This is a genomic window from Nostoc sp., from assembly GCF_036917755.1.
Lineage (GTDB): Bacteria > Cyanobacteriota > Cyanobacteriia > Cyanobacteriales > Nostocaceae > Nostoc.
This window is the reverse complement of the sequence record NZ_JBALFC010000050.1, coordinates 94,790-106,753: the sequence shown is the minus strand read 5'-3', so window position 1 is coordinate 106,753 and position 11,964 is coordinate 94,790. Positions and strand designations below refer to the sequence as shown.

Below are 11,964 nucleotides of genomic sequence, written 5' to 3'. Positions count from 1 at the left end.
TTTCATTAAATTGCACCTTCTGTAGATCGCCGCCCTACAGAATTTGAAAATTGTAGAGAGACGCGATAAATCGCCGTCTCTACAGAAAATGTATTCGTCAATAGCACCATGCTCGGAAAAACCTGTAATTTTTTGAAGGAAAAAACATGACTGAATATAGCCGATTGAAGACTTCACGCTCTGCTGCAATCAGAGCAACCCTTGATTATCCGGTAATAGACACCGATGTTCACACCAATGATTTCACGCCAGCTTTTGAGGATTACATCGCTAAGTACGGCGGCGTGAAACTTGTAGACGAATTACGCAAGACCGAAGCTTCCCGTCTCAACTCCAAGAGCAACGGTAAAGACTGGTATCAACAAACCCCTGAAGAACGTCAATACAACCGCACAATCCGATCGCCTTGGTGGGCTAGAGTGACTAAAAACACACTGGATCTCGCTACTTACACCCTCCCCGGACTGCTCTATGAGCGTCAGGCGGAGCAGGGGTCAGACTATTCGGTGCTGTTTCCCAACAATGTCCTGGCACCGGCTGGAGCCAGTGCAGAGAATCGTCAGGCACTGCAACGGGCGGTCAATCACTATCATGCTGATATCTACCGGAAATATAGCGATCGCCTGACACCGGTAGCTGGCATTCCCTTGACCAATCCCCAAGAAGGCATTGAGGAGTTGGAGTTTGCAGTGAAAACACTTGGCTTAAAAGTGATTAATATCACTGGGGGTGTGAAACGGCCGATTAAAGCGATCGCTGATAAATATCCAGCCGATCAATTCCCCGAAATCGCCAAGTATGCGTCTTATATCGACTTTTACGGACTAGATAGTGAATACGACTACGATCCCTTCTGGGCTAAAGTTGTTGAATTAGGCGTACCCGTCACCACCCATTATGGCAGTCAGGGTTGGACTGGCCGCTCCTCCATCAGTAACTACATGAACAACCATATTGGCCACTTCGCCGATGGTTCGGAAGCTTTTGCTAAGGCGCTATTCTTCGGCGGTGTTACTAAGCGTTTTCCGCAGTTGCGTGTAGCGATGTTGGAAGGTGGCGCAGATTGGGGTGCCCGCGTCTACATTCATTTGGTAGATCGCTTCTCCAAGCGCAGTCTGAAGGGACTGGAAAACTACAATCCAGCATCGACGAATGCCGATGAGCTATTTGAAATATTTGAGCGCTACGGTGCGGAAATTACTCAAGGGCATTCCCTCGATAAGGATGAATTGACCAAGACTGTACTGGGAGCTTCATTCAGCCGTCATAGCCGTGCGCCAATTGGTAGCGAATTAAACGATTTTGCAGCAGCAGGCATTGAAACAATTGAAGATATCCGCGATCGCTGGGTGAATAGTTTCTTCTTTGGTTCCGAGTCCGACGATCGCACGATCGCTGCGGCATTCAATGACAAAGCTAATCCCTTGGGAGTCAAGATCAACGCCATCTATTCCTCCGATGTTGGTCACTGGGATGTGCCAGACCTGACTTCCCCACTGGCTGAAAGCTGGGATTTGGTGCAAGAAGGCGTTATTTCCGAAGCCGACTTTAGATCCTATGTATTCGCTAATCCCTACAAGTTTTACACCCAAGCTAACCCCGAATTCTTCAAGGGTACAGCGATCGAATCCAAAGTAGGTAATACCGAATCTAAACAAGTGGATAAGAGCCTAGTAGTGGCGTAAAAGGCGAGATGAGGGAGTGGGGGAGATGAGGGAGATTATTCTTCTTTAGGACTTACGCAAAATATCTCTGAAACTCTGATTTCCACCGTTCGCGCAGCGTCTCCCGTTGGGAGAAGTTCAGATCGGCAGAAGCCACCGCTCCGACTTCTCTCCGTGTACTCTGCGCCTCTGCGGTTCGTTATTCCGTAACTCGTGCGTAAGTCCTATTCTTTATCCCCTCATCCTCATAGTGTTTCACCCTGGAGATCGACATGACGATAACAACTGATCCTGATCTTGGGGCACGCGAGGCGCTACGCCTAATCGGCCCCGATCCAGAGAACTGGGTACCCGATCGCCAAGGCGTCGAGCACAACGTGACGATTGTGGGTGGTAGCGGCAGTGGCAGCACCTTTGCATTTGCGCTGCGGCGGGCTGGCATCGGCCGCGTGACCGTGATCGACGCGGCCAACGACGAAGCCCATGCTGGCGTGTGGCTGAATCGAGCGCGGATGAAGAAACTACGCACGCCGAAAAATTTGCCCGGCCCTGAATTGGGTATCCCGGCGCTGTCCTTCCAGTCCTGGTACGAGGTGCGGCACGGTGCTGAGTCCTACGCAGCCATTGATCGCATCCCCCGCTTGGTATGGGCTGAGTACCTCAGTTGGTATCGGCAGTTCCTCGGCATCCCGGTTAGGTATGGGACGCGGCTGGTGCGAATCGAGCCAACCGAAGGTTTCTTTCGCCTGCACCTTGAGGTGAACGGTGTCCCACAGGTGGAGACTACCCGCAAGATCATCTTCGCCAACGGTGTGGCTGGTACTGGTGGCCCATACGTGCCACCAGTGCTAGATCGTCTGCCACGCAAGCTGTATGCTCATACCGCCGATGCCATCGACTTCACCGCATTGCGTGGCAAGACCGTAGCAGTGCTGGGTGCTGCGGCCTCAGCTTTCGACGCCGCAGGGGTGGCGCTGGAATCGGGAGCAAAGGCGGTGCATTTGTTCGCGCGGCGGTCGGCGATCGCATCGCTGCCAGTAAATCGCGTGCGTGGGTATCCTGGCGCTTACTACAACTATCCAGAACTGCCCGATGCGGCCCGTTGGTTCCAGGCTTGGCGCTTTGGTCAAGTTGGTTCTACACCACCAGCCGACGCAATTGAGCGAGCGATCGCATTCTCGAACTTCCACCTACACCTGTCTGCAAACTGGAGAGCAGCACACGAGCAAGCTGGCCGGATCGTCGCGCAGGTAAACGACGATGTATTTGAGTTCGATTTTGCGATCGCAGGCACTGGCTATTTCGTTGACCCGACGAAGCGGCCTGAACTAGCCGACTTTGCACAGCACATTGCACTTTGGCGCGATCGCTACGAACCACCAGCCAACCAACGCGCCGACGACTTGGGCACACACCCCTACCTTGGTAGCGCCCACGAATACCAAGAAAAAGTACCCGGTAGCGCACCTTACCTGAAGGATATCCACGTCTTTAACCCAGCCGGTTTTGTGAGCTTCGGTCTGCCCATTGGCGATGTACCCAGTATCCGGCGCGACGTGCCAGCAGTGGTAACACGTATCAGCCACGACTTATTTTTCGCCGACTGGTCACTTCACGAGGCACGCATCACGAGCGACAACATCGCGCCAGACTTCGATGCCTCGCTGTACGCAGCCGCAGTGTGGAAACAGCCAGCGAAAGCGGCAGTTACCTGAGTCTAAGTAATACACAGGGGATGAGGGAGATGAGGGAGATGAAGAAAGTGTTTTCCCAATGCCCCATGCCCCATGCCCAATGCCCCATGCCCAATGCCCAATGCCCAATGCCCAAATCAAATTAGGAGTCACAACAATGCCTGTCCAACAACGCTCTTACGAGACCAATAATGGTTCTTTGCCTTATCTTTTCTCGCCTGTTTCTGACAATGCCAACAAACCCGCACCCTTAGTGCTGTTTCTGCATGGAGGACGCGATCGCGGCACAGATTTGAATGTGTTGCTGAAATGGGGTCTACCTCGTTTCGTGGATTTATCCGACTCCTTACCTTATGTGTTCGCCGCACCCCAGATTCCGGCTGAACAGACTTGGGCAGATCGAGCCGATGATGTGCTTGCTTTGCTTGATGAACTGATTGCTTCCCAACCCGTCGATCCAGCGCGGGTGATATTGGCTGGGTTCAGCTTAGGCTCGGCGGGGATCTGGCATATCGCTGCTTTGCATCCTGATCGCTTCGCCGGTCTGGTACCTGTGTCTGGACGAGTACCCAAAACATTAGAAGAAAGCGAACTAGCTGCACTCAAAGACATTCCCGTTCAGATATTCCAAGGTGGACAGGATAAAAATCTGCCGGTTGAGGATACAGAGCATTTTGTTGAGCGCTTACGCAAAGTCGGTGGGAAAGTTGATTTGACACTACTCCCAGAAGGCGATCATTTTATTGCAGATGAGGTATACGGCGATCCGAAGTTGCAACAGTGGCTAATTTCACAAAGCCGTCGTGAAATTTCTGTAGTTGCTTGAGGCAAAATGTCCAAAAACTAACTTGCAATATTCGGTTAGGTAGGCAAGATGCCTACCTAACAAAATATATTAATATCTTCGTGAGATGACAAATAGAATCATGAACATAATGCTTCTTTCCAAGTCAAAACCGAACTTTTTCGCCAAAACTTCAGTTGACTTATGTCAGTCTCTCGCAAAGAAATCAGAATTTGCTTTATTGGTGAATCCTTTGTCAATGGCACAGGCGATCCAGAAGTTTCTAGGTTGGACAGGTAGAGTGTGCCGCAATGCTAAATCAAGAGGATACGCTATCACCCATTACAATTTGGGGGTGCGGGCAGAGACAAGTCGGTATCTCAAACAACGTTGGTACTCAGAAGTCTCCTATCGTCTTCCTAGAGAATCCGATGGTCGAGTAGTGTTTTCCTTTGGGGCAAACGATTCAGGATGGGCGGGTAAACAGCAAGGAATCGAACTTTCAGAGTCGATCGCCAATGCTCGCAGCATCTTAACCCAAGCAAAGCAACTCTATCCGATCTTGATGGTTAGTCCGCCACCTTGTGGTGATGTCGCTCAAGAAAAAAGAAATCAAATTCTTGCAAATCTATCACAGGAATTCGCGTTGGTTTGTAATGAGCTAGATGTTCCTTATCTCGATGTGTTTTCCAGTTTGGTGAAGTCACCGATTTGGCTAGCAGAAGCAAAAGCCAATGACGGCGCTCATCCAAAAGCAGATGGTTATGCGGAATTTGCTGCGATCGTTCAAAACTGGGAAGGTTGGTTAAATTGGTTCACGCCTTAAAAATGCTGACATCGTTATCCTATTGATTTGTTGTATAGCGTTTTAGTTCTGCGTTAGCGTACCCCTCCGGGGAAGCAAGCTACGCGTAGCGTCTCGTAGAGAAGCGGGGCGGAACGCACGTCGCATTCTATTTAAAAGTTTCCACACTTTCTCAATTAACAACATCTTTATGACCTTACCAACTACTAATCTCGGTAAAACTGGATTGACTGTTTCGCGCCTTTGTCTCGGCACCATGACCTTCGGATTGCAGACCGATGAAGAAACTTCCAGAGACATCCTCGACACTGCTGCTGATGGCGGGATCAACTTTTTGGATACAGCCGACGTTTATCCCCTCGGCGGTGGGCTTGCTATAGCTGGACGCACCGAAGAAATCGTTGGGCGCTGGCTGAAAGGTAAACGCGAAAATTTTATCCTGGCTACCAAGTGCGTCGGTCGGGTCGGCCCTGCACCTTGGGATCAGGGGGCTTCGCGTAAACATATTCTGGATGCGATCGATGCTTCTCTGCGGCGGCTGGGAACCGACTATATCGATCTGTACCAGTTGCACTCCGACGACGCTTCAACTCCCCTCGATGAGACTCTGGAAGCACTGGACGCGGTGGTTCGTGCTGGCAAAGTGCGCTACATCGGGGTTTCCAACTTCTTAGCTTACCGACTCGCCCGCGCTTTGGGTCGTGCCCAAACGCGCAATCTAACTAGGTTCATCTCGATTCAGCCGCGCTACAACCTGTTGTTCCGCGAAATTGAGCGAGAACTCTTGCCCCTGGCGAAAGAAGAAGGACTGGGTGTAATTCCCTACAATCCCTTGGCGGGTGGTCTACTCACCGGCAAACACATTCTCGCTCAAGGCCCCACTTCAGGTACTCGTTTCACGCTGGGTGCTGCCGCAGAACGTTATCAAGATCGCTACTGGCACGATCGCGAGTTTAATACTGTTGAGGAATTACGCACAGTAGCGGATCTCGCCGGATTTTCCCTCACCACCCTAGCGATCGCTTGGGTTTTATCTAATCCCATTATCACTGCCCCGATCATTGGCGCTAGCCGCCCAGAACAACTTGCTGACAGCCTAAAAGCAGTGGAACTAAAACTCGACGACAGTTTGAAACAAAAATTAGACGACCTAACCGCCGAATACCGAAGAGGAGATTCTCTGCGTTAGTTTCTAATTACGAATTGGTATTAGGCGTTTACAAACCTGAAGATTTAAGCAACTCAACACCCACAGCTTTTGTAAATGACAACCATAATTCCTTCAAATCAGAAATATCTCATGGATAAAATAGCTAGGATTAAACGCCGTCGTTTTCTCCATTTTGCTACTTCAGGGCTATGTGGCTTTTCTATGGCATATCTGTTAGGAAGTTGTAGCAAACAAAGCCAACAAAATGTAGCAAAATCTTCTTTGATAAACAGTGCTACTGCCGATGAAAGTTCTCTTGGGATAAAAACGAAAGTTCTCCGCATGGGGTATCAGAGTGCGGGGGATCTCTTCAGAAATCGAAAAGTTTTAGAGAAACGCTTGGAGCCGATGGGGATTAAGGTGGAATGGGCGCAATTTGTCCAAGGTCCCCAACTTATGGAAGGGATGCGTGCGGGAAAAGTTGACGTGGGATCAGTGGGAGAAACACCACCAATTTTTGCTCAAGTGGCTGGGTCTGACCTGGTTTATGTAGTCGGTACACAAAGAAACCAAAAGACAGGGACGAGCAGTGTTATTGCCGTTCCGCCGGAGTCTCCCCTTCAGAAGTTTGAGGATATCAAGGGGCAAGAAGTTTACTTTCAAAAAGGCTCGGCATCGCACTACTTTATGATCAGAGCGTTGCAGTCAATCGGCTTGACCCTCAAAGATATTAAAATCAAAAGTCTGCCAACTGTCGAGGCATCGGCTGCTTTTCTCGAAGGTAAAATTCCCGTTTGGATGACAGGAGATCCATATTATGCGATCGCTCAAAAGCTGGGTCGAATTCGAGTCCTCAAAGATTCTGTTGGGCTAGATTCTCCTGGTGGCTATTATATTGCTGACAGGAAGTTTGCCGAAGAAAATCTTGGCTTGCTAAAAATTATTATTGAGGAGCTTAATAAGCTCGACAAATGGGCAGAGGCACATCGAGGCGAAGTGGCCAAAATGATGATCACTGAACAAAAGCTCGATGCGGATGTGGTAGAAAGGGTGATGTCTCGGCGCACTTTCGTCGGACGCAGAGGACTTAGCCCTGCACTAATTAAGGAACAACAACGTGTGGCAGATTTGTTCTTTGAAGAGGGCGTAATACCGAAGAAAATCAACATTCAGGATGCGTTACTCCCACCTGACATCTATACTGCCATCACGCCACCAGAAATTATGGTTTAGTAGTCTTGGCAGACTACTATCCGGGGTTAAATAACGAACCGCTCCAGGCACAGACAAGACACAGAGAAGGAGAGAAAGATTCTAAAACTTGGTTTACTCAATCATTGTTACTGTGGTGGATTACTAGTGGAGTACTGCCATTCGTCCCTAATACCACCGGACGGCTTATCCAGTCGTCCATTTTTATCTTGCACAACAGCTAAAATGATGCTAAGAGAGCGACTTTCATGACAAAAAAGGCCAGACAATCCAAATCCTTTCAACGTGCTCCTGATGCACCAGACCTGCCATCAACTCCATTCAGGTTCATTTGCTATTTTGTGAACCAGTTCCGATGGTGGTATGTGTTAATGGTGATCCTGGAGATAATACACGCAACCTGTGGCATTATGTTGCCCTATGCTATTGGCCAGATCATCCGGGGCGTAACGGGATCGGCGGGACACAGCCAGCCCATTTTTGATGCCATGAGGCAACCCCTAATGCTGTTCATCGGCTTGAGTGTGGGTGAAGTGGTATTCGGGCGAGCGGCTGGACTCTTGCAAACGATCCTCCATCCGATTCACCGACAGCACATCGTTCGATCGCTATATGCATACTTGCAGCACCATTCGCATCGCTACCTGAGTAGCAGTTTTTCCGGGGCATTGGCACATCGGATTAGCGAAACTTCTCTGGGTGTTACCCAGACGATGCAAATGATGATTACTGAATTTATGCCAGTAATCGTCGTGTATAGCGTCGCCACGACGATACTGTATCGCGCCTATCCTCCGCTTGCTGCACTTGTGGGGATCTGGGCAGTTCTCTTCATCAGTATTTCCTTCTGGCTGGCAACTCGCTGCCGATTTTATTCCCGGAAAGCCGCAGCCGCAAGAAGTGAGACAACTGGCATGATCGTAGATGCGGTAACAAATCTCACTAGTAGCCGACTGTTTGCTCGCTTCGGTTTTGAACGACGCTATTTAAATGACCAATTAAGGCGGGAAATCAAAGAGGTGAGAGAGTCCAACTGGTACTCGGAGCGAATTCGCTGGTTTCAGTTTATCTCAGCAGCCATTCTAAAAATCAGCACCCTGTATTACTCGCTCTCCCTCTGGAGTCAAGGAAAGATCGCTACTGCTGACTTCGTTGTGGCCACTAGCCTATCGCTGTTGATCATCAGTGAAGCCCGCAATTTGAGCCGCCGCTTTCTCGAATTTTTTGAACATGTCGGCAATGTCGCCAATGGTGTCTTTATCATCATTCAACCCCACGAGTTGATTGATCGCGATCGCGCGATCGCACACTCAATCACCCAAGGTAAAATTGAGTTTCGGCGGGTGAATTTCAACTATACAGATGAAAAGAAAGTTTTCAACAACCTTTCTGTCACCATCCAACCGGGACAGCGTGTCGGACTGGTGGGCTTGTCCGGCTCTGGAAAATCTACCTTTGTCAATCTGATTCTGCGTTTGTTCGACCCCCAATCTGGACAGATTATTATTGATGGGGTCGATATTCGAGACATGACTCAGGATGCCTTACACGCTCAGATCAGCTTGATTCCCCAAGATCCGTCTCTGTTCCATCGGACGTTGCTAGAAAATATTCGTTACGGACGCTTGGATGCAACCGATGAAGAAGTGATCGAGGCAGCGCGAAAGGCTCATGCTCACGATTTCATCGCCCAAAGTAAGGATGGTTACAATTCTCTGGTGGGCGAACGTGGTGTCAAGCTATCTGGAGGACAGAGGCAGCGCATTGTGATCGCTCGCGTAATCCTCAAAGATGCGCCGATCCTCATCTTGGATGAAGCCACCTCTAGCCTCGATTCAATTACCGAAAAAGCGATCCAGGATACCCTCGACTTAGCAATGAATGGCAAAACGGTCATCGTGGTGGCTCATCGGCTATCTACCATCATCCATCTAGACCGGATTTTGGTGTTCGACAAAGGTCGCATTATCGAAGATGGTTCCCATGCCAAACTGCTGACACTCGGCGGCGCTTACCACAGGTTATGGAAAATGCAGGCAGGTGGATTTTTACCGGAAAATCTGGACGAGGAACGCATACGCGAGGCTCGCACTGGCACAGATAACATCGAAGAGGGAATGATTGCTTGACCGAATTAATTCATAATTAAAAATGCTCGACTTCAAACCCTGATGATTCAAGTTTTGAACTCGAAGATTGCACCTTGGAACGTAAATTTTTTGCTAATAAGTTGCTAATAAGCTAGCTATCCGAATACTCTATTTATTTATAGCGGTTATCGATTGGATGAGAACACCAAAGTCCCTGCTGTAAAATCATTTCAGCAAAGTTTCTGTATCTCACTCAACTGAACACCGCTATATCCTAAGCAGCAAAGTCATACACTGGCGTTTCAACAATGCGGACAGGCTGTTGTTGGTTGTAAATAATCTGCTGCAACCGTTCTACGGTAGACGGTGAGAAAAATTGTTCTCCTGTCTCTAGATTCACTCGTGCAGGTACATTTTCAATTAAGTAAAATTTGCCATTCATCTGTAGTGTGTAGGTTACTGTTTGCTCTACTAGTGTCTCATTGGAATTACTGCTCATCGTTGCTTCTCCTTCGGGTAAAGTCATTGTTCCATAGGTTGGAGTTAGGCTCGTAAACGGTAATAATTTTAATTAACGAGCGAGAGGGATAGCTACACTGAACGTGAATAGGTCGGTTTGCTTGCGTCAAGCCACTAATCAAGCAGCTAGCGCCATATTTATCATCTGGATAGTCTTCAATAACTTGACCACTAGCAATCACCTCCTTAATTTCTTGTAGGTGAATCCCACGCAGGAAGATTGGTCAACAGCGTGTTTGGAGAATTCAAATTGATCATCAGCTATTTTGCGACGAATTTCTGCAAGCATTGTTGACATACAGCACACAACTATTTTATTTATGCTTGCATTAACATTGTAAGCCGATGCATTGGCATTGCAGGGTATCGCATTGGCATTGCAGGATATCGCATTGGTATTGCAGGGTATTGCATTGGTATTGTAAACCGATGCATTGGCATTGTAAGCTGATGCATTGGTATTGTAAGCTGATGCATTGGCATTGCAGGGTATCGCCAAATTTAATTTGTTACAAATTAATGAAATGCTGTATTAAGTTGTAAGATTGAGCCAATTATGCTTAGGCGTAGCCCGTCGGAAACATTAGTCTCTTTATTCATGTTTTAACTAGCTCTTTAAGCATAGTGCTGATCGCGTTTCAATTTTGCGATAATTTAAACTAGATTCTTCTCACTGCTGCTGATTTGGTTCAAGAGTAGTGAACGCAAAACCACTGGAGGAGCGGTCACAAACCCTGCTCTACCAGAGACAGGGCTTGTAAGAGAAAGACTAACCACCTTTCTGATACAAGACTAAAAAAGTGTCTAGCTTACAGGCTTAAAGCCTAAACTGAATTGCCTGGGCGTGGTAGCCCACAAAACGTTAAGAATGCTTCCCAAGTTTTTAACCTCTTGGACAATCAGTAGCGATGGGATATACACACCTAGCAATAGGATTTATCGTAAATGTTTGTACCAGTAGTTGATCAAAACAACCGTCCCCTAATGCCAACGACACCTAGTAGAGCAAAGCGTTGGATTAAATCAGGTAAGGCTACACCATTCTTTAAAAAGGGAGTATTCTGTGTTCGATTAAATCAAGAGCCAAGTAATAGAAATACTCAGCCAATTGCCGTTGGAATTGACCCTGGTAGTAGGCGTGAGGGGTTCACTGTGAAATCGAAGATGCATACATATCTAAATATCCAAACTCATGCCGTTGATTGGGTAAAAGACCATTTGTTGGTTCGCCGTAATATGCGACGTGCTAGGCGATTTCGTAATACCCCTTGCCGACAGAATCGCAAGAACCGACTTGTAAACAAACAAAAATTACCCCCATCTACTAAGGCAAGGTGGCAATGGAAGTTACGCATTTGCAAGTGGTTGACGTTAATATTTCCTGTCTCAACTTTTGTGGTTGAGGATATCTTGGCTAAAACCTGGAAAAATGGACGTAAGTGGAACGTGATGTTTAGCCCTTTAGAAGTTGGTAAAAAGTGGTTCTACTCAGAACTTAAAAGGCTTGCCAACCTGGAAACTCGCACAGGGAACGATACTTACGAGATGCGTCAAAGTTTAGGGTTGAGAAAGTCTAAAAATAAATTGTCCAATACTTTTTCTGCCCATTGTGTCGATTCATGGGTGCTAGCTAACTGGTTTGTTGGTGGGCATATTAAGCCCGAAAATACATCATTGGTTGAGGTTGTCCCACTAGTATTTCATCGTCGTCAACTTCACCGATTACAGCACACTAAAGGGCATATTCGTTCTAGATACGGTGGCACGATTAGTGTGGGATTTAAACGCGGCTCAACAATCAAGCATCGAAAATTTGGATTTTGTTATGTCGGTGGTTGGCAGGAATCCCCAACTAAAAAAGATCCAAGTAGAAAAACAATTAGTTTGCATTGCCTAAATACTGGCAAACGATTAACATAGAACGCATTACCAAGTGAGTGTAAATTCAAAGGATATTCTTCCTGGAGAGCCACGGCAGTTAAAACTGCCGTTCGGCTTTCCTCCACGTAAGAAAGCCAAGTGGTTTCCATCCGTTTCGGAGATTTT

Annotated in this window: 12 protein-coding genes; 9 read left to right on the top strand and 3 right to left on the bottom strand. The window is 47.8% G+C overall.

The window, feature by feature from the left end:
- The first annotated feature begins 146 nt into the window (after positions 1-146).
- From V7L05_RS12575 to V7L05_RS12540, 8 genes are all read left to right on the top strand, one after another.
- Positions 147-1,685 (top strand): amidohydrolase family protein, encoded by a 1,539-nt coding sequence (locus V7L05_RS12575; RefSeq protein ID WP_335164482.1) that lies wholly within the window; start codon positions 147-149, stop codon positions 1,683-1,685.
- A gap of 251 nt (positions 1,686-1,936) precedes the next feature.
- Entirely contained in the window at positions 1,937-3,379 is a 1,443-nt protein-coding gene (locus V7L05_RS12570) for an FAD-dependent oxidoreductase (RefSeq protein WP_335164481.1), read from the top strand.
- Positions 3,346-3,504 (top strand): hypothetical protein, encoded by a 159-nt coding sequence (locus tag V7L05_RS12565; protein ID WP_335164480.1) that lies wholly within the window; start codon positions 3,346-3,348, stop codon positions 3,502-3,504. The genes V7L05_RS12570 and V7L05_RS12565 overlap by 34 nt, the downstream gene beginning before the upstream one ends.
- Positions 3,438-4,184 carry a dienelactone hydrolase family protein gene (locus V7L05_RS12560; protein WP_335164479.1) on the top strand — a complete coding sequence of 249 codons (747 nt, stop codon included), beginning with the start codon at positions 3,438-3,440 and terminating at the stop codon, positions 4,182-4,184. The genes V7L05_RS12565 and V7L05_RS12560 overlap by 67 nt, the downstream gene beginning before the upstream one ends.
- A gap of 100 nt (positions 4,185-4,284) precedes the next feature.
- Positions 4,285-4,968, top strand: coding sequence for a GDSL-type esterase/lipase family protein (locus tag V7L05_RS12555; RefSeq protein ID WP_335164478.1), 684 nt, complete (start codon positions 4,285-4,287; stop codon positions 4,966-4,968).
- A gap of 169 nt (positions 4,969-5,137) precedes the next feature.
- Positions 5,138-6,136 carry an aldo/keto reductase gene (locus tag V7L05_RS12550; protein ID WP_335164477.1) on the top strand — a complete coding sequence of 333 codons (999 nt, stop codon included), beginning with the start codon at positions 5,138-5,140 and terminating at the stop codon, positions 6,134-6,136.
- Between the two features lie 75 nt (positions 6,137-6,211).
- On the top strand, positions 6,212-7,330 hold the full coding sequence (locus tag V7L05_RS12545; RefSeq protein ID WP_335164476.1) for an aliphatic sulfonate ABC transporter substrate-binding protein: 1,119 nt from the start codon (positions 6,212-6,214) through the stop codon (positions 7,328-7,330).
- Between the two features lie 227 nt (positions 7,331-7,557).
- A complete protein-coding gene (locus tag V7L05_RS12540) occupies positions 7,558-9,438 on the top strand; it encodes an ABC transporter ATP-binding protein (RefSeq protein WP_335164475.1) in 1,881 nt (626 codons plus the stop codon).
- Positions 9,439-9,673: 235 nt separating this feature from the next.
- Here V7L05_RS12540 and V7L05_RS12535 read toward each other — a convergent pair whose 3' ends face one another.
- Genes V7L05_RS12535 through V7L05_RS12525 form a run of 3 tightly spaced genes read right to left on the bottom strand, consistent with a single transcriptional unit; the run spans position 9,674 to position 10,417 of the window.
- Positions 9,674-9,898, bottom strand: a complete 225-nt coding sequence (locus tag V7L05_RS12535) for a hypothetical protein (RefSeq protein ID WP_335164474.1) — start codon at positions 9,896-9,898, stop codon at positions 9,674-9,676.
- Positions 9,888-10,100 carry a DUF4258 domain-containing protein gene (locus V7L05_RS12530; protein WP_335164473.1) on the bottom strand — a complete coding sequence of 71 codons (213 nt, stop codon included), beginning with the start codon at positions 10,098-10,100 and terminating at the stop codon, positions 9,888-9,890. The genes V7L05_RS12535 and V7L05_RS12530 overlap by 11 nt, the downstream gene beginning before the upstream one ends.
- Positions 10,097-10,417 (bottom strand): hypothetical protein, encoded by a 321-nt coding sequence (locus V7L05_RS12525; protein WP_335164472.1) that lies wholly within the window; start codon positions 10,415-10,417, stop codon positions 10,097-10,099. The genes V7L05_RS12530 and V7L05_RS12525 overlap by 4 nt, the downstream gene beginning before the upstream one ends.
- 446 nt (positions 10,418-10,863) lie before the next feature.
- Here V7L05_RS12525 and V7L05_RS12520 point away from each other — a divergent pair, with 446 nt between their 5' ends.
- Positions 10,864-11,838: an RRXRR domain-containing protein gene (locus tag V7L05_RS12520; RefSeq protein ID WP_335164471.1), complete on the top strand. Its 975-nt coding sequence runs from the start codon at positions 10,864-10,866 to the stop codon at positions 11,836-11,838.
- Positions 11,839-11,964 lie beyond the last annotated feature (126 nt).